General features: G+C 70.5%; 12 protein-coding genes. 7 read left to right on the forward strand and 5 right to left on the reverse strand.

The genetic code is table 11. From position 1 onward, the window contains the following. Positions 1-26 precede the first annotated feature (26 nt). The gene (locus tag ACWGE0_RS35065; RefSeq protein ID WP_452265181.1) at positions 27-803 is read right to left on the reverse strand and encodes a hypothetical protein; all 777 of its coding nucleotides are present in this window, start codon (positions 801-803) and stop codon (positions 27-29) included. A gap of 424 nt (positions 804-1,227) precedes the next feature. Here ACWGE0_RS35065 and ACWGE0_RS35070 point away from each other — a divergent pair, with 424 nt between their 5' ends. From ACWGE0_RS35070 to ACWGE0_RS35100, 7 genes are all read left to right on the forward strand, one after another. Then, positions 1,228-2,529, forward strand: coding sequence for a helix-turn-helix domain-containing protein (locus tag ACWGE0_RS35070; protein ID WP_452265182.1), 1,302 nt, complete (start codon positions 1,228-1,230; stop codon positions 2,527-2,529). Between the two features lie 54 nt (positions 2,530-2,583). After that, positions 2,584-3,540, forward strand: a complete 957-nt coding sequence (locus ACWGE0_RS35075; protein ID WP_452265183.1) for an AAA family ATPase — start codon at positions 2,584-2,586, stop codon at positions 3,538-3,540. Between the two features lie 110 nt (positions 3,541-3,650). Beyond that, on the forward strand, positions 3,651-4,814 hold the full coding sequence (locus ACWGE0_RS35080) for a DUF58 domain-containing protein (protein ID WP_452265184.1): 1,164 nt from the start codon (positions 3,651-3,653) through the stop codon (positions 4,812-4,814). Beyond that, positions 4,811-7,036 (forward strand): transglutaminase TgpA family protein, encoded by a 2,226-nt coding sequence (locus ACWGE0_RS35085; RefSeq protein ID WP_452265185.1) that lies wholly within the window; start codon positions 4,811-4,813, stop codon positions 7,034-7,036. Before ACWGE0_RS35080 ends, ACWGE0_RS35085 begins: the two co-directional genes overlap by 4 nt. Continuing rightward, on the forward strand, positions 7,033-9,627 hold the full coding sequence (locus ACWGE0_RS35090) for a PKD domain-containing protein (RefSeq protein WP_452265186.1): 2,595 nt from the start codon (positions 7,033-7,035) through the stop codon (positions 9,625-9,627). Before ACWGE0_RS35085 ends, ACWGE0_RS35090 begins: the two co-directional genes overlap by 4 nt. Before the next feature lie 8 nt (positions 9,628-9,635). Next, positions 9,636-12,257, forward strand: coding sequence for a PKD domain-containing protein (locus ACWGE0_RS35095; protein WP_452265187.1), 2,622 nt, complete (start codon positions 9,636-9,638; stop codon positions 12,255-12,257). Further along, positions 12,254-14,857 carry a PKD domain-containing protein gene (locus tag ACWGE0_RS35100; RefSeq protein ID WP_452265188.1) on the forward strand — a complete coding sequence of 868 codons (2,604 nt, stop codon included), beginning with the start codon at positions 12,254-12,256 and terminating at the stop codon, positions 14,855-14,857. Before ACWGE0_RS35095 ends, ACWGE0_RS35100 begins: the two co-directional genes overlap by 4 nt. Positions 14,858-15,067: 210 nt before the next feature. Here the strand turns inward: ACWGE0_RS35100 and ACWGE0_RS35105 are convergent, their stop codons facing one another. Genes ACWGE0_RS35105 through ACWGE0_RS35120 form a run of 4 tightly spaced genes read right to left on the reverse strand, consistent with a single transcriptional unit; the run spans position 15,068 to position 19,112 of the window. Beyond that, positions 15,068-16,459 (reverse strand): toll/interleukin-1 receptor domain-containing protein, encoded by a 1,392-nt coding sequence (locus tag ACWGE0_RS35105; protein WP_452265189.1) that lies wholly within the window; start codon positions 16,457-16,459, stop codon positions 15,068-15,070. Positions 16,460-16,497: 38 nt separating this feature from the next. Beyond that, entirely contained in the window at positions 16,498-17,484 is a 987-nt protein-coding gene (locus tag ACWGE0_RS35110; protein WP_452265190.1) for a hypothetical protein, read from the reverse strand. Next, positions 17,481-17,966, reverse strand: a complete 486-nt coding sequence (locus tag ACWGE0_RS35115; protein ID WP_452265191.1) for a hypothetical protein — start codon at positions 17,964-17,966, stop codon at positions 17,481-17,483. The genes ACWGE0_RS35110 and ACWGE0_RS35115 overlap by 4 nt, the downstream gene beginning before the upstream one ends. A 51-nt stretch (positions 17,967-18,017) precedes the next feature. After that, a complete protein-coding gene (locus tag ACWGE0_RS35120; protein WP_452265192.1) occupies positions 18,018-19,112 on the reverse strand; it encodes a serine hydrolase domain-containing protein in 1,095 nt (364 codons plus the stop codon). Between the last annotated feature and the right edge of the window lie 55 nt (positions 19,113-19,167).

The following is a 19,167-nucleotide window of genomic DNA, read 5'->3' on the forward strand; positions in this document are numbered from 1 at the left end:
CCCCCAGTCAGCCCGCCGGATCGCTCCTAGCGCACGATCGGCCCTGGCAGGGGCTGGACCGGCAGCTTCTCGGCGGGACCGCTGAGGTCGGCCTGGAGCTGGAGATCCGGTGCCCCGGTCTTGGCGGCCGAGCTGAACACCGGCAGCCACACCTTCCAGTGGGCGAGCAGGTCGTCGATGGTCACGAAGCAGGTGAAGGACGTGCCGGCGGATCCGACGCTGACCCCCGCGGCATAGACGCCGTTGGCGTTGTGCACGAACACCGGCGCTCCGGCGGAACCCGGCGCGTTCGGGAAGTTGGCGCAGGCGAGTCGGGAGTCGTCCGGCCCTGCTGACCACCAGCCGCCGGCGATGACGCCGTACACCCGGCCACCACGCGGCGACTGCATCGCGATGGCGTTGTTCCTCGTCGTCGACCACTCGTTGCTCATCTTGCCCACGGTGCGCCCCAGATCGGGGATCTCCTGCAGGCCGTCGACGTCGGGCAGCGGAGCGACCAGCGCGGAGTCGAATCCCGCGGAGTAGTCGCTCTTCGCGACCACACCGAACCGGCCGGACGTGCCGTAGACGTCCTGGCCGGCCGAGAAACAACTACCCGCGGCGAGGAAGTATCCGACGTTGTTGAGGTTGGAACGGACGCCCCAGCCACCGGTGCAGTAGGTCTGGCCCAGTGGCAGCGCGGTGTAGTTCATCGGGTGCGACGGCCGGTACCAGTACGAAACGGCCGCGTTGGCTCCCGGCGCCATGACGACCACGGCGGCGACGGCGCACGCCATCGCCGCCGCCCTCTTGAGCAGCTTCATCGACAGATCCCCCATTGAGCAGCCACGGCCTCAGCCGCATTCCCGCCCTCACTCAGGAGGGCGCGCCCGTCCAGTCCCTGTTCATGCTTCCTCCCCCTTCACCCCTTTTGTTCGGTGGCGGCAGGACCAGGCCCCCAGCCCTGCCTGCCGCCACCGCCCCCCAGAACCTGACGGCGACCGACCAAGTCCCCGTCTGGAACCAGCATCGCCCGGCGCGCCCCCGCAGGGCAGGGGTCTCCCGTCTCCCAGCACAGGAGGCGACGGGAGACGCCTGGGCACCGGCCGCCGACCCGATCAGACTCGAATGCAGCCAGGCGTCCGCACTAGCCCGGCGTTCCCAGGGGCTGGGCCTGCGATCAGGCACTAAGTAGTCTGCAACGGTCGAATCACCGGTGCCTGGGGCGGCGGTCGAGGGTGGGGGCTCATGGCTGAACAGTCGGATGTCTTTGGTGTGGAACTGCGGCGACTCAGGACCGCGGCGGGCTTGTCGCTGGCGACGCTGGCGCAGCAGGTCCACTACAGCAAGGGCTATCTGGGCAAGATCGAGACTGGACTGAAGCAACCAGGTGTTGATCTGGCCCGGCGCTGTGACGCGGTTCTCGGAGCCGGTGGACGTCTGGCCTCCCTGGTGGACCAGCCCGCACCCGTGAGCGCGCCGGCAGCCGTCGCGGCCGATGGCGACGGCGAAGTGTGGGTGATGAGCATGGCACCGGATGGATCGAGCTGGATGGTTCCGATGCCTCGGCGCGAGGCGATCGCGACGGGCGCGGCCTCGTTGCTCGGGCTGACCCTGGGCGCTCCTCGCAGCGCCACGGCATCGGCGGCGCACGACGGGACGCTCGCGGCGTTCCGGTCGCTGTTCGCCCAGGTCAGGCAACTAGGGCAAACGACAAGCCCCAGCGTGGTGCTGCCGATGGTCACGGTGCACACCCACACGCTGCGCGGCATGGCGAACGGCGCGCCCACCCCGGTCCGAGAGGAGCTGCTCGGCCTGGCCGCCCGCTACAGCGAGTACGCGGGGTGGATGGCGCAGGAGGCCGGCGACGACCGGGCCGCGATGTGGTGGACCCGCAACGCCGTCGAGATGGGTGCCGCGGCCGGTGACACCGAGCTGGCCACGTACTCGCTGATCAGGCAGGCGTTGATCACGCTCTACCGCGACGACGCCGCGGGCACCGTCGACCTGGCCCAGCAGGCGCAGGCCGCACCGGGGACGTCCCCTCGGGTGCAGGGGCTCGCCGCGTTGCGTGAGGCACAGGGACACGCGCTGGCCTGCGACTACGACAACTGCCAGCGCGCCCTCGACCGCGCCGCCGCGTTGCTCGACCAGGCCGACGCGTCCAGCGGCATGACGATCGGCTCGGCCTCGGTCAGCGGCGCCGACCTGAACAGCCTGGTCGCGGCCTGGTGCATGCACGACCTGGGCCGGTCGCGCGAGGCGGCGGACGTCTTCGACAAGCAGCTGGCCCTGGTGCCCGGCACCGCCCACCGGACCCACGCGCGCTTCGGTGCGCGCCGCGCCCTCGCCTACGCCGCCGCGGGCGACATCGACCACGCGAGCGCACTGGCCGCGAAGGTCCTCGACGCCGCTGACCTGGTCGACTCGGCCACCGTCCGGCAGGACCTGAAGCGTCTGGCCCGCCTGCTCGGCCGCGAACGCGACCAGGCTGCGGTGCGCGAGGTCTACCCCCGGCTCAACGCCGCCCTGCGCGGCCCTATTCACTGACAGCCGAGTTGGGGCGGGAAAGAACTTTCATGCACGCACGATGGGGGCGATGAAGTGTCCGATGCGGCCATTTTCCAGCGTCGGTTCGAGGCGCTGGCCGCGAACGTCGAGGACTTCATCCGCGGCAAGCCGGAAGTGGTCCGGCTGGCACTGGTGTGCCTGCTCGCCGAGGGACACCTGCTGATCGAGGACGTCCCGGGCGTGGCGAAGACCTCGCTGGCCAAGGCCATCGCCCGGTCGATCGCGGGCGCCGAGGTCAAGCGCATCCAGTTCACCCCCGACCTGCTGCCCTCCGACGTGACCGGCGTGCAGGTGTACGACCAGGGCCGCTCGCGGTTCGAGTTCCGGCAGGGCCCGGTCTTCACCCACATCCTGCTGGGCGACGAGATCAACCGCGCCTCCCCCAAAACCCAGTCCGCACTCCTCGAGGTGATGGCGGAGGGCCAGGTGACCGTGGACGGCCGCCCGGTGCCCGTCCCGTACCCGTTCCTGTGCATCGCCACCCAGAACCCGGTGGAACACCAGGGCACCTACGCCCTGCCCGAAGCGCAGCTGGACCGCTTCATGATGCGCATCAGCATCGGCTACCCGGAAAACCTGGCCGACGAGGTCAGCATCCTGTCCTACGGCGTCACCCGCCGCCGCCCCGACGAGCTCAAGTCCGTGATGGAGCTCGACGACCTGCGCCTGATGATCCGCGCCGTCCGCGAACAACGCGTGGCCGACAACCTCCGCGAATACGTGGCCCGCCTGATCCGCGCGACCAGGGTGCACCCCGACGTGGAACTGGGCGTCAGCCCACGTGGCGGCATCGCCCTGGTCACCGCCTCCCAGGCCTACGCCCTCGCCGCCGGCCGCCCGTACGTGACGGCTGACGACGTCAAGGCCGTCGCGGTGCCGGTGCTGAACCACCGCATGCTGCTCACGCCGGAGGCCCGAATCCAGCGACGCACCACGGAGTCGGTGCTGACGGACATCCTGGCCGCCGCGCCGGTGCCGGCCGGCGGGTGAGCGCCGTGCCGACCGGATCCGAGCCGACCGCTGACGGGCCAACCACAACCAGGCCAACCACAGCCGGGCCGACCGGATCCGAGCCGACCACGACCCAACCGACCAGAACCGTGCTGGCCAGAGCCGGGCTGGCCAGAGCCGGGCTGACAGCGACCGGCGCCGCGATGGCCTGCACCGCTGCGGCCCTGGTGGCCCTCGGTGTGTGGGCCGACTACCCGGAACTGGTGACCCTGGGTCTGGCCGCTGCGGCAACCCTGCTGCTGGCGGCCGCCTGGCTGGTGGCCGCACCCCGCCTCACCGTCGTCCGCGAGGTCCGTCCGCACCGCGTCTTCGAGGGCAGCGCCGCCCAAGGCACCCTGACCGTCACGAACGTCGGCCACCGCGGCAGCCCGCCCTTGATGATCACCGAAACGGTCGGCGGCCTCCGCACCACCGTCCCGGTACCTGCCCTGGCCACCGGCGACAGCTGCACGGTGGGTTATGCCCTGCCCGTCACCAAACGCGGCCGCTACCTGATCCCCCCGGTGGAACTCGGCCACTCCGACCCGCTGCGCCTCCTGCACCGCGGCCGGGCCCGCGGCAGCGAGCTGATCGTGCACGTCTACCCCCGTGTGCACCCGTTGGCCATGATCACGACGGGCGGCCCGCAGGACGCCGAGGGCCCGACCAACGGCACCGCCCCTCTGGGCGGAGCCGCGTTCCACAGCCTGCGCGAGTACGTGCCGGGCGACGACTGGCGCCGCATCCACTGGGGCGCGACGGCCCGTACCGGCACGGTGATGGCCCGCCAGGTGGTGGTGCCCGACGAGCCGCGCCAGTTGGTCGTCCTCGACACGAGCACCGCGCCGTACTCCGCGTCGTCCTTCGAGGACGCCCTGCGCGTCGCCGCGTCGTTCTGCGTGGCAGCGGAAACCACCGACCTGCCGTTCCGCCTGCGCACAACCGACGCGGTGGAACGGGAATCGACCAGGGCCGCACTGGAACTGCTGTCCACGGTGGACAAAGGCGCGGCCGACAGCGGTCTCGCCGGTCTCCCCGACCAGCTGCGGAACGTGGTCTCCGACACCCAGGGCGTCGCGCTGACCGTGGTCACCGGCCGGATCGACGCCGCGACCGCGCAACTGCTTATGTTGCTGCGCCCCAGATTCCTCTCGATCAGCCTCGCCCAGCTGACCACCGCGGACCCGGTGGCGAGGCCGCGCGGGGTGCTCGCGGTGTCGGCGCCGACCAGCGAGCAGTTCGCCGTCGCCTGGAACCGGCTGGTGCTGCGATGAGCCGGCGGTGGAGGGCCCTGGCACCGAGTCCCGCGCTGGTCGAAGTCACGCTGGCGCTGGTGGCGTCGGCGGCCGGAGCGTTGGTGTACCACGACTTCTTCGCCACTCCGGGCTACCTGCCGACGTTGGGGCTCGCGTGCCTCGTCGGTGGTGTGTCAGCGGTACCAGGTCACCGACGCGCGTGGGCGACCCCGGTGCTGGCCGTCGCAGGACTGGCGCTGGTCATGGTCTTCGGCGTCTTTCGCGGCGCGAGCTCCGAGGTTCTCGACGGCATGCGCGGCAGCTGGAACCGCCTGCTCGCGGTGGTGGTGCCCGCCGACCCGTGGGGAGAGCTGCTGGTGGTGCCCACCCTGGTGATGTGGGCGGCGGCGTTCACGTCGGTCGTGCTCGTCCTGCGCACGCGCAACGTGCCGACACCGGTGGTTCCGCCTCTGGCCGGCTTCCTGTTCGCCCTGTTCGTGGTCGGCAACCAGGCCGGCGGGCACGCGATCGCCACCGTCGTCTTCCTGGCAGCGGCCCTGGCCCTGATCGCGCTCCGGGCCTACCGCGCCATCGGCACCGGCACGGTCCAGGTCGAGTGGCAGTCGTCCCGCAGCGCCGGCGCCCTCGCCGCGGTCGGCCTCATGGTCGCTGCCAGCGCCCTGATCGGCGTCGTGGGCGGTCACGTGCAACCCGTCGTGTCCGGCGAGCACCGCTTCGACGTCCGCGACGTTCTCGCACCACCGGTCACGAACACCGACACCCTGACCCCGCTCGCCCTGCTGAAGAGTCAGCTGGGTGACGAGCCTGCCCGCGAACTGTTCACGGTGCGGCTCGACCTCGACGCCTTCACCCAGGTCGACCGGATTCGCACCGCCGCGCTGGACGTGTTCGACGGCACCACCTGGACCTCCGAGGACACCTACCGCATCGCGGGCAGCCATCTCACCGGTGACCCCGCGCTGACCCTGGGCAAGCAGGTGAAGGCGCACATCGAACTGAAGGACCTCGCCGGCCCGCACCTGCCCGTCATCGGCTGGCCGTCCCGGCTGGAGGCGACCGGCGGCAACCGGGGCATGCTCGGGTTCGACCCGAACTCTGGCGTGCTGGTCAGCACCGCGCCGAAACTGCAGGGGCTCAGCTACGACGTGACGGGTGAGGTGTCGGTCAGGGACGAAGGCCTGGCACTGGCCGCCACGACGCCAGGTCCCTCGAAACCCCTTCCCGACGGCATGCCACAAGCCGTGCGCGACATCGTCACGAGTCCTTCCACCTTCACCGGTTACAACAGGCTGGTGGACCTGGAGAACTTCTTCCGGACCTTGTCCCTGAGACTGGACGGGCCGCCAGGGCACTCCTACGCCGCCATCGCCCGCCTGCTCACCGACGGGGACGACGGCCGCGGCTACGCGGAACAACACGCCGCGGCGTTCACCTTGGTCGCCAGGGCGATGGGGTTCCCGGCCAGGGTGGCCGTCGGCTACCGCCTGCGCGACTTCCGAGGTGGAGCCTTCCAGGTCAGCACCGCCGACGCCCACGCGTGGTCAGAGGTGCACTTCGTCGGCTACGGCTGGGTGACGTTCGAGCCCAGCGGATCCGAATACGCCGGAACCCCGACCCAACCGGCGGAGGCACCCCGCGTGGTCCCGCCGCAACCCGCCCCACCGGCCACAGCGCCGACCGAGGTACCACCGGCCGCGTCCCGCCTCTCCGAGACCACCGACGGCCAGGGGTTCGGCTGGGACAGCGTCCGCGACGGCACCGTGCTCATCGCGGCCGCCGCGGTGCTGCTGGTCCTGGTGCTGTGCGGGTTCGTCGTGATCGCAAAGGCACACCGCCGCAGGCGCAGGCGGCAGGACCCCTTTCTCGCCGCACGGGTCCTCGGCGCCTGGCAAGAGCAGGTCGACCGGCTGACCGAACGCGGCGTCACCCCACCGGTGTCACTCACGTTCCACGAGGTCGCCCAGCACGTCCGCGGCGCGCTCGGCGACGCCGCGGCACTGATCGAGGCATCCGCGGACCTGGCGACGACAGCGGTCTACGCGCCTGAATGTCTCGACGAGTCCGACGCCGCCGAGGCCTGGCGCCTGGTGGCGGCGCTGCGAGACCGGCTCCACCCTCGGCGGGTGTCCGCGGCTCGGCTGCGCGCGGCGATGGACCCACGTCCACTGTGGACGGTCTGGGTCACGGCACGGCAACGGCGGCAGGCAGGGGAAAGCCTGGAAGTGGGGCGGTACCGGTGATCACGGACGTCCGGCGGACCCGGATCCTCGTCGCGGTCGCGGCCGTCGCGTCGGTCACCGCGGCCGCGCTCGTCGCTGGGCAGGGCTACGACGCAGCGCGGGTGCGAATGTTCTCCGGCGCGGCTTGGCTCGCGTCCAACCAGACCGGGGCGGCGTCGCTGGTCGACGGCGCCACCGGCGAGGTGCGGACGCACGTGCCGGTCGCCCGGCCTGGCGCGGTACTCAACATCTCCCAGCAGGACGGTGCCGCCTTCGTCGCGAACCGGATGACCGGACAGCTCAGCCGCGTCGACAGCGCCACCGAGAAGGTCGTCCCGTCGGGAGCCGACCTTCCCGCGAGCACAGGGCTGGTCGTGCGGTCCTCACCGGACGCGGTCTACGGCGTGGACGTCCAAAGTGGACAGATTGCTGCCGTGAACAGGGACACGATGCGCTCCTCCGGCGACCGGACCCGGCTGGCCGAGCGGCTCGAACCGGACAGCGCGGTCGTGGACGGCGACGGCCGGTTGTGGGCCGTCGCCGCCGAGACCGGTGACCTGGTGTGGCTGGAGGAAGGCCAGCGGCGGTCCCGCCCCGCAGGAGCCCGCAACGGCCGCCTGACAGTCACCGGAGGACGGCCGGCCCTCGTCGATCCCGCGCGGGGTACGGCCGAACTCCTCCACCCGGGAACCGGCGTCGTCGCAGGGACCGTGCGGCCGAACCTGGGCAGCGGCGACGTGGTGACCGTCGGCGGTTCCGCCGACCGGCCCAGAGTGCTCATCGCCAACAGCACCCGCGGCCAGCTGGTCGTCTGCGCGTTCGACACCCGCTCCTGTGCCGAGCCCGTCCAGATCAGCGCTCCAGGGGCGGACCTCGGCACGCCGATCGAGATCGACGACCACGCCGTCGTCCCCGACCGCTCAGCCGGTCAGGCGACGATCGTCGACCTCAGCGGCACACGGGTGATCTCCCAGCGGCAGCTCTTCGACGGACCGGCGCGGTTCGAACTGCTCGTGCGCGACGGCTTCGTCTTCTTCAACGACCCCGAAAGCAACAGGGCCGGGACGCTCAGCCTCACCGGCGAGGTCCGGACGATCACCAAGTACACCGCGGACGGCACCCCGCCGGGCAAGCCCGATCCTCAGGGGCAGGCGGACCAGCCGACGAAAGCCGTCCAGCAGGAGCAAAAGCCGGGGCTGAGCCTGCCTGGGCAGAACTCACGTCCCACGCAGCCGTTCCCCACGCCGCCGGTCTCCGCAATGTCCATTGTGGTCAAACCGGGCAGCCGCGGTGAGGCGGGGACCGGGTTCGAGCTGACCGCCGTGTTCCAGCCGGCCACCGCCGCCACCGTTCGCTGGTCGTTCGGCGACGGTGCGGAGGCGGAGGGCACCACGGTCGGGCACACCTGGACCCGGCCGGGCGCCTTCACCGTCCAGGCCACCGCCACCACCAGCGTGGGGAAACAGCTTTCGGCGCGGACCACGGTGACCGTCGACCCGGCAGGAGCACCTCCCCGCATCACCCGGCTCAGCGTCCAGCGACCCAAGCCGGTCATCGGCGAGCTCGTGCACATCGGCGCGGACACCTCCGGCCAACCTGACTCGTGGGCGTGGACCATCACCAAACCGGGTCAGCACACACCCGAGGCCACCGGGAAGACGGCCGAGTTCGGTCACCGGTTCACCACGCCCGGCCGGTACACCGTCTCGCTCACCATCACGAAGGGGATCAGGACGGCCACCTCCTCCCGGGAACTGACCGTCGCCCTCGGCGCAGTCAAGGGCTGGGGCGCCAGCTGGGGCGGAGTGCAGCACCCACCCCCGGCAGCGGCGAGCGGCGTGATAGCGATCGACGCGGGGAGCAACCACGGCCTTGCGTTGAAGGCCGACGGTTCCGTGATCGCCTGGGGTGACAACGAGTTCGGGCAGCTGAACGTCCCTCCGGCGGCGACCAGCGGCGTGATCGGCATCTCGGCGGGAGGGGACTTCAGCCTCGCGCTGAAAGCCGACGGCTCCGTCGTCGCCTGGGGAAGCAACGACTTCGGTCAGGCGACCGTGCCGCCTGCCGCCGCAGGCGATGTGATCGCGATCGCCGCTGGTTACCTCCACAGTCTGGCGTTGAAGAAGGACGGCTCGGTGATCGCCTGGGGCCCTACCTCTGGGGCGACGACGGTGCCGCCAGCCGCCCAGTCCGGGGTGATCGCGATCAGTGGCGGAGGGGGGCACAGCATGGCGCTGAAAGCGGACGGTTCTGTCGTCGTCTGGGCCGACGAGGTGTCCTGGGGAAACCCCAACCTGCGGATACCGCCTGAGGCAGGCGCGGGCGTGATCGCCATCTCCGCCGAGTACGAGAGTTCGCTGGCGTTGAGGTCCGACGGCTCGGTCGTCTTCTGGGGCAACGACGACGGAGGTCTGCTCGCGCTGCCCCCTGAGGCCAGGAGCAGCGTGATCGCGGTCGACACCTTCGTCCAGCTCAGCATGGCGTTGAAGTCGGACGGCACCGTCGTCGTATGGGGAGAAACCGGTCTGGGCTCGGTCACGGTGCCGCCGGAGTACAACAGCGGCGTGCTGGGCATCGCGACCGGCTGGCTGGTCTGCCTGGTCGTGGTGTGAGCGGCCGGATGACATCCACGAGAACGCCGGCACGGGTCGCCGCCGTGGTGACCGCTGTCGCCGCGACCGTCGCCGCCGTTCTCGTAGCGGGGCCGGGATACGACGCCGCGCGGGTGCACATGCGTTCCGGGGCGGTCTGGCTCGCGTCCAACCAGACCGGAGAGGTGTCGTTCGTGGACGGCACTACCGGCGAGGTGCGGGCGCGCACGCCGGTCGCCGAACCGGGTACCGCGATGAGCGTCTCCCAGCAGGGAGGCGCCGTCTTCGTCGCGAACCGGAAGACCGGACAGCTCAGCCGGGTCGACAGCGCCAGCGAACAAGTCACCCGGTCAGGAGCCGACCTGCCCACGGGCGCGGGACTGGTCGTGAAACCTGGGCGAGACGTCGTCTACGGGGTAGATGTCCACAGTGGAACGGTCATGCCGTTCGACCCGGACACGATGAGGACTTCCGGCGAACAGACACGGCTGGCCGGTCAGCTCGAACCGGACAGCGTGGTCCTGGACGGCAACGACAAGCTGTGGGCGATCGACGCCGAGACCGGTGACCTGGTCTGGCTCGCCGACGGCCAACGCCGTTCGCGACCCGCCGCCGCCCGCAACGGCCGGCTGGCGATCACCGAGGGCCGGCCCGCCCTGGTCGATCCCGCGCGAGGCACGGCCGAACTCCTCCACGTGGGCACCGGTGTCGTCTCCGGCACCGTGCGGCCGGACTTGGCCGCGGGCGACGTGGTGGCCGTCAGCGGTTCCCCCGACCGCCCGAGGCTCTTGATCGCGAACGGCACTCGCGGCGAACTCGTCGTGTGCGCGTTCGACACCCGCTCCTGCGCCGATCCGGTACGGATCAGCGCTCCTGGTGCCGAACTCGGGCACCCTGCCGAGATCGACGACCACGCCGTCGTTCCCGACCACTCGACCGGTCAGGCCACGATCGTCAACCTCGCCACCGGCCGGATCATCGCCCAGCGCCAGCTCTTCGACCAGCCGGCCCGGTTCGAACTGATCGTGCGCGACGGCATCGTCTTCTTCAACGACCCCGACAGCGCCAGGGCAGGAGTCCTGGACCTCACCGGCGAGGTCCGGACGATCACCAAGCACCTCCCAGAGCCCTCCGCCGACGACAACCGCCCTGACCGGCCCGATGCTGACGGACAGGCGGACCTGGCGACGAAGGTCGGCCGGCACGAGCACAAGCAGGGCCTGAGCCTTCCAGGGCAGGCCGTTCGTCCCGTCGTACCCAACCCCGGGGTGCCGAGCCTCACAGCGCCCATCGCGGTCAAACCCGATGACCGCGGTGAGGTGGGGGACGAGTTCGAGCTGACCGCGGTGCTCCAGCCGGCCACCGCCGCCACCGTTCGCTGGTCGTTCGGTGACGGAGCCGAGGCGGAGGGCACCACGGTCCGGCACACCTGGACGCGGCCTGGCACGTTCACCGTCCGGGCCACCGCCGCCGGCGCGGGCGAACAGGTCTCGGCGCAGACAACGGTCACCGTGGACCCGCCCGGAGCGCCGCCCCACGTCGCCGCGCTCGCCGTCCGGCGTCCCAAGCCGGTGATCGGAGAGTCGGTGCACTTCAGCGCCGTCGTCTCCGGGAACCCGGACAGGTGGACGTGGACCGTCACCAGACCCGGTCAGCCGGCGCCGGAGGTCAGCGCTCAGACAGCCGAGTTCGACCACCGGTTCTCCACACCGGGCAGGTACACGGTCTCACTCACCATCGCGAGAGGAACCACGACGGCCACGTCGTCCCAGCAGTTCACCGTCGCACGCGGCGCCGTCGGGGGCTGGGGCCAGAACAGGCTCGGGGCGCTGGTCATTCCGCCAGCGGCGGCGAGCGGCGTGATCGCGATCGACGCGGGAACCAACCACGCTCTGGCGTTGAAGGCCGACGGCTCCGTGATCACCTGGGGTGACAACTTCTCCGGACAGCAGGAGTTGCCTCCGGAGGTGTCGAGCGGCGTGATCGCCATCTCTGCCGGGCAGAAGCACAGCCTGGCGCTGAAAGCGGACGGTACGGTCGTCGGATGGGGTGGCAGAGGCGAGAGCGGTCACCCCGGCGTACCGCCCGCCGCCCAGCACGAAGTGATTGCGATCGCCGCCGGTCAGTGGCACAGCCTGGCGCTGAAGAAGGACGGCTCCGTGGTCACGTGGGGTCGTGAGTCGGCGAGGATGACAGTGCCGATCGCCGCCAAGTCCGATGTGGTCGCGATCAGCGCTGGGGCGAGGCACAGCATGGCGCTGAGAGCGGACGGTTCTGTCGTCGCCTGGGGTAGTGATCCCTCTTGGCCGGACACCGCGGCTCAGGTGCCGCCCGAGGCCATGAGCGGCGTGATCGCCATCTCCGCGGAGTACTCGAGCTGCCTGGCGTTGAAGTCCGACGGCTCGGTCGTCCGGTGGGGTTCCGACGATGACGGACGGCTCTCGTTGCCTCCGGAGGCCCAGAGCGGTGTGATCGCGATCGACACCTTCGACCAGCACGCTCTGGCGTTGAAGGCGGACGGCTCCGTCATCGCCTGGGGATGGGACCAGTTCGGGCCGGTGACGGTGCCGTCGCAGTACAGCAGCGGGGTTCTGAGCGTGGCCGCGGGCAGAGGATACAGCCTGGTCCTGCTGGAAGCGGTCGACTCGTGAAACGACTGACACGACAGGCCGTGATCGCGATGACCGCTGTCGCCGCGGCCGTTGCCGCCGTTCTCGTCGCCGGACCGGGATATGACGCCGCGCGCGTGCGCATGCACTCCGGCGCGATCTGGCTGTCGTCCGTCCACACTGGACAGGTCACGCTGGTGGACGGTGCCACCGCCGAGGTGAAGGCCAGGGTTACGGTCGCCGAACCAGGCACGGCATTCAGCGTCGTTCAACAGGACGGCAACGCCTACGCGTTGAACCAGACGACCGGGCAGCTGAGCCGTGTCGACAGCGCTACCGAGCAGGTGTCCCGGCCGTCGTCCGTCATTCCGCCGAGCGACAGGCTCACCGTGAAACCCGCGCGGGACGGGCTGCACGTGGTCGACCTCCACAGTGGAACGACCGTATCCGTCGACCTGAAAACCCTGACGCCACAGGGTGAACCCCGGCGACTGGGCGACGCGCTCCGTCCGGACAGCGTCGCCATGGACGGCAACGGCAGGCTGTGGGCGGCCGACGAGAAGGGTGACCTGGTCTGGCTGGCCGGGGGTGACTGGCGGACGAGCCCGGCCGCTGTCAGGAACGGCCGCCTGGCGATCACCGAGAACCAGCCCGCGGTGGTGGATCCCGAGCGCGGCACCGTCGATCTGCTCTCCCCCGACTCCGGCGCTGTCGTCAAGTCCCTGCGAACGGACCTGCGTGCGGACGACGATGTGGCCGTCACCGGCTCCGCCGATCAGCCGCGCGTGCTCATCACGAACAGCACCCGCGGCGAGTTGATCACCTGCACGTTCGGCACCGGTACCTGCGTCAGCCCCGTGCGCGTCGGCGCACCCGGCGCCGATCTCGGCGCCGCGCTCGAGATCGGCAACCACGCGATCATCCCCGACCGCTCCACCGGGCAGGCCACCGTCGTCGACCTCGCCACCGCACGTGTAGTCGCGCAGCACGAACTCTTCCCGCAGCCGACGAGGTTCGAGCTCCTCGCCCACGACGGCTTCGTCTTCTTCAACGACCCCAACGGAAACGTCGCCGGAGTGCTGGACCTCTCCGGCGACGTCCGGACGGTCATCAAGTACGCGGAGGGGCCGACCCTGGCCGACACCCCGCCCGCACCCGACCCCCGCGCGCTGACGAACCAGACGCCACAGACCGGCCACCCCGGGCAGAAGCCGGCGCTGGGGATTCCCAGGAACACCGTTCAACCCGTCACCAACATCCCCGCTCCCCCACCGCCCGCTTCCGGGGCGTCCATCGCGGTCAGCCCGGACCACCACGGTGTGGTCGGCGAAGAGTTCGAGCTGACCATCGTCGTCCAGTCACCGACGAGCGATTGGGACACGCAGTGGACCCTCGGCGACGGTTCCGCCAGGTCCGGCCCGACGATCCGGCACAGCTGGCAGCAGCCGGGCGTCTTCACCATCAGGGCGACCGCTACTTTCCCCACGGGAGCGCGGGTGCTGGCGGAGACCGTGGTGACGGTGGACCCGCCGGAGGCACCGCCCCGCATCACCGCGCTCAACGTCCACCGGCCCAAACCCGTTGTCGGTGAGACTGTGCACTTCAGCGCCGACAGCACCGCTCCACCGGACAGCTGGGCCTGGACCGTCAGCAGACCGGGCAGCGCCGCGCCCGAGGCCATCTCACGCACACCCGAGTTCGACCACTCCTTCAGCGCTCAGGGCACCTACGTCGTCACGCTCACCATCACCAGGGGCACGCTGGCCGCGAGTTCCACCCGGCAGTTCACCGTCGCCCAGGGAGCGGTCAAGGGCTGGGGCAGGGAGTTCGAAGGTCTGACGACACCTCCGCCTTCAGCGGGAAGCGGCGTGGTGGCGATCTCCGGTGGTGCCGACCACGCCTTGGCGCTGAAGGCGAACGGCTCCGTGATCGCCTGGGGTAACGGCGACCTGGGACAGACCACGCTGCCTCCGCGAGCCGAGGAGGGCGTGATCGCGATCAGCGCCGGCAGGAGTCACAGCCTGGCGCTGAAGAAGGACGGCTCGGTGATCGCCTGGGGCGACAACTCGACTGGTCAGCTGCTCGTACCGTCCTCGGCCGAGCACGACGTGGTCGCGATCGCCGCCGGCTACTTCCACAACGTCGCATTGAAGAAGGACGGCTCGGTGATCGCCTGGGGTGACGGCGACGACGGTCAAACCACGGTGCCGCCCGCTGCCATGAGCGGCGTCATCGCGATCTCCGCCGGAGCAAGTCACAGCTTGGCCCTGAAGTCGGACGGGTCCGTCGTACACTGGGGCTACGTCGAGCCCGGTGTGCCGCGAGTGCCACCAGAGGCCATGAGCGGCGTGGTCATGATCTCCGTCGGGAGCTCGTACAGCCTGGCGGTGAAGTCGGATGGCTCGGTGATCGGCTGGAGTTCCGTCGTCCGCAACCGCACCGAGGTCGTCCCGCCACCGGAGGAGGTCCTGAGCGGTGTCGCCACGCTCAGCACGAGGGCACACGCGCTGGCTTTGAAAACGGACGGCTCGGTGGTCGGATGGGGCCTGAGCAGACCCGGCGCCTCACACGTGCCGCCCGAGTACCGGAACCACGTGCTGGCGATCGCCGCCGGTGGGGATTTCAGCCTGGTGGTGATGTGATGGCGGAAGCGGGGCTGTGCCGGACAAACAGCTCGCAGACGCGAGCGAAGGATGGTGTCGTCGCGGCCGATTCGAAGTATGTGGGGCCACGACAGCGGCGGAGAGGCGTCGGTACCGCCTCAGTTCGGGTCTTGGGCGTTGGCCGTCACTGCTGGCGACGGCTTCAGCATGGTCCTGCTGGACTCGGCCGTCGACTGACGGCGGCGACGCCTACGAATACCGGGCGCGGGTGGCCTGGCGCAGCTCACGCCAGGCCGCCGCGACCTGGGCCGGATCGCCGCCGAACGCCCCGGCACGCAGCAGCGCCGAGTCCGCGTCCAACCGCGACGCGTTGCGCTGGTAGATGACGGAGTCGTCGTGTTCGAGGCGCACGGCGAACTCGCCGAGCGACGAGAACGGCGCGTCGTGCAGTTCGAGCAGGCTGCGCAGGAACTCGTAGTCCGCGAAGGCCCAGTCGAACGCCGCACCGTCCACGACGTTGAAGAACACGCGGCTCAGCACCTGCCGCAGTTGCACGCTCAAGGCCTGATGAGGAGGCGCACCGCCCCATGCGGGAAGCGCCGCGGCGTGCCGCGGGTCGACCACGTTGCGCAGCACCAGGGCTCGCAGCACCGGCGTCGTGCGTCCGTCGGTTCCGGTGGCCGACGCCCGGCACAGCAGGCGGTGCACCAGGTCCTCCCGGCCCGCTGCGACCGCTGCCACGCCGATCACGTAGGTCAGCAGCAGCGCGGGGTACGCCGTGGCGTTGATCCACACGTCCTGCGCGCCGCGGTGCCGTGACTCGGGCCGCAGGAAGCGTTCGACCAGGGCGGTCCACAGCTCGTCGTGCCGCCGGTCGCCGGACCGGACCCCGATCGCGACGAGGCGCAGCAGTGGCGCCATGTCGTGCTCGTAGGCGGTGAGCCGCTTCTCCAGCGCGGCGGGAATCTCGCTCTCGTCCAGGTGGCCTGAGGTGGGGTACCGCGACTCGGTCAGCAGTTCGAGCACGGCGGAGGCCGCCGCCTGCACGCGTTCGTGCACGGTCTGGCCCACCGGCTCGGCCAGTGCCTGCCGGAACTCGGTGATGGTGCTGCGCAGCTCGCCCTCGGCCGGCCGGTCCGAGCGGACCGAGGAGGGTGCGGCGGGGCGGGCCGTGACGAGTTCCGGGACCAGTTCGACCAGTTCGTCGACCAGGCGGGGCAGGTCGAGGTCGTCGCTGCGGTGGTGGATGCGCAGGTACTGGCAGCGGGCCACGCGCTTCAACGCGTCGGGCAGGTCGGCCTCGCGCAGCGGGTCGATGCCGTCCATCAGGACCGGGATGACGCGCAGGCCGCAGTCGAAGGCCTCGAGGATCTCGCGGCGCACCCAGTCGTCGGGCTTGTCGAGGCGGCGGACGCCCTCGCGGTCCACGGCGCCGACCCAGCGGGGGCCGATCAGGGCCAGCAGCACCTCGCACCGGCGCAGGCCGCTGAGGATCTCGCGGGAGAAGTCCTCGCCGAGGCGGATCGACTGGCTGGCGTAGAAGACCTGGTCAGCGCCGAAGCGCGCGCTCAACTCCCGCTTCACCAGGGCAGCAGCCCATTCACCGTCTCCGGTGCGGTAGTTGACGAACACGCCAGGCATCGCCCAAACCCTCTCATGGTGAGGTTGTGGCGAGGAGATTACTGACCGCCTCCAAAGCGGTTTCCCACCCGGCGTTCTTCACGGGCCTGCTCGATGCGCTCCTCCAGCGCCTCGAACCATTCTTGTCCCTGGCGGCCGCAGTTGTCGCGGATCTCGTGCTTCAGATCGGACGTGTTCGCGTTCAGCGAGCGGACCATGTCGAGGCCCTGGTCCACCTGGGACCGCAGCTCGCCGTGTGAGCTGGCCAGATGGTCCGCGGCGGCCCGCATCTCGGCGCGGGCCCGCCTGCTGACGGTCAGCTGGAGCGGTGCTCTGCGGGCTCGGCGGACCAGGCTCGACATCGTGCGCATCGAGGTCTGCGCCGAGTGGTAGGCGATGTGGGCGGTGTCGGCGCACTGGTACGACTCGCGGTGGAAGACGCGCAGCGAGTGGAACTCGACGTCCGCACCACGGGCCGGGCTGCTGGCCTGGAGCTTCACCAGGCGTGCCTGCACCTGCTCGGCCTGGCGGCGCACCCGTGCGTTCTCGGAACGGACGCGCTGCAGCGCGCGGTCGGCTTCCGCTGCCGCCGCACGGACTTCCTGGACCGTCACCCGGCGCTCGCGGCGGTCCCACAACCGCATCACGACGAGCACGGCGAGGCCGGCCAGCGCCGCGCCGCCGAACAGGGTCAGGCCGTCGTTGATCACGTGGTCGCCGGGCTTCATCGCCACGAACGTGAAGACGTTCACCGCGGCCAACAGCACGAGGGCGCGCTCCAGCAGGCCCAGCCACCGCTTCGGCAACGACGACCTGCGCAGCCGCCCGCCGCGTTTGTGCGCGGACCGGACCACGAGCATGCCCAACGGCACCGCGGCGGCCGATCCCCACAGCCATTCCCGCAGGTAGGACGCCTGCTGCGGCAGATCGTCAACGTAGATGCGCGCCGCGACCGCGGGGGCCACCAGCACCATCGTCAGCGGCAGCCCGAAGAACACGGCGAACAGCAGGAGTGCGCACCCGCCACCACCACCACGACGGCTCACCGGCGCTTACCCCGGCGTGGGGCGAGGGCGGCCGCACCCGACCCGTTGAGCACCTTGTCGATGACGTTCGCGACGCCACCGGTGAGCTCGGAGTGGTGCTGGACGAGCATAGTGGTGAAGTGCCGGGTCAGGTCGATGTACGCGCGGCGTTCAGCCAGCTCCAGCCCCGGTTCGACGGTCGCGCGCTGCATGTTGACCATGCACTCCCGCAACGCCACCGCGCTCTTGTCCGCGCGGCCCAGCTCCTTCTGCATGCTGCGCAACGTCGCGCTGGACTCCCGGCGGCGCTGGTCCAGCACCGCCAGCTTGATCTCCTTGTCGTGCGAGGCCTGGGACTCGCCGATCCGGTCGATCTCGGCGCCCAGCGCGTACGACTCGGCAACACATCTGGCCGCGGGACCGAGCGGCCCCAGCGAGTCGGTGACCCGCGCCACCGCCTCGCTGAACCTGACGCCGTTGCCCTCGACAGTGACCAAACCCATGGCAGGTTCATCCACCGCGCCACGCGGAGCGTTACAGCCCGAACGACCCCGTCAGGGCGTGAGCGTCGCACGGCTGGTGACGGCGTTCACGATCCGCAGCGTCATCTGCTGCTGTGTGCTGTCACGAACCGTCGGCGTGAACGAGTACGCGATGCGCTGCTGCCGGTCCCGCGTCGAGAACACACCGGCGTTGTAGCCGTACCACTCCCCCGTCTTGCCCCACACCGTGATGCCGTTGACGGTGAACGTCTGCAGGCCAATGGCGTACGAGGCGGGCTTACCGTCCATCATGGACACGTTCGGCACGGTGAACATCTTCTCCAGCAGGTCTTCCCGCACCAGGAGCCCGCCGAACAACCCCGCGGCGAACCGCGTGAGGTCACCGGTCGTGGAGATCATGTCGCCCTCGCCGTGAGCCCTCGACGTGTTGAAGTCGCTGACGTCCACCACGCCCTGGCCGGGCACGTTCAGGTAGCCGTGCACGTGCGCGCCGCGGATCCGGGTCTCGTCGCGGCCCGGTACGTAGGTCCTGGTCAGGCCGAGCGGACGGGTGATGCGCTCCCGCACCTCGACGGCGAGATCCCGGCCGGTGACCTTCTCGATGATCATCGTGGCGAGCAGGTAGTTGATTCCCCGGTACTCCTGCCTGGTACCGGGCGTGAACTTCGGCTCTGTCGCCGGGATCAACGCCCTGAGCTGCTCGGGCGTCCACCGGTCGTAGCGGTGCGCGACGACCTTGTCCGGCGTGCCCAGGTCGGGGTAGCCGACCTCGAACGGGATTCCGCTGGTGTGGTTGAGCAACTGCCCGACTGTGACCTCGTTCAGCGTCGCCGGCAGATCGGGGAAGTAGTGCCTGATCTTCGTGTCCAGGCCGAGCTTGCGCTCCGCCACGAGCTGCAGGGCCACCGTCGCCACGAACACCTTGGTGACACTGCCGATCCGGAACCGGTCGTCCGGCCGGACCGCACGCCGCCCGTCCGCGAAGCCCTCGGCGCCGTACCAGCGGCCTGCCTGACCCGACACCCGCAGCTGCGCGGAGGTCACGACCGGGCTGTCCAGATCGGCGATGGCCGCGCGCAGCAGTTCCGGTTGCAGCGACGGCAAAGGCGAGGCGGCGACCAAGGCCGCTACGAGGAGTGACTTCATGATCACTACCGTGCCGTGCCGGCTGGATCACGGCCATGGCGCTGGCCCCCGCGCT

This window comes from Lentzea sp. NPDC054927, assembly GCF_053610285.1.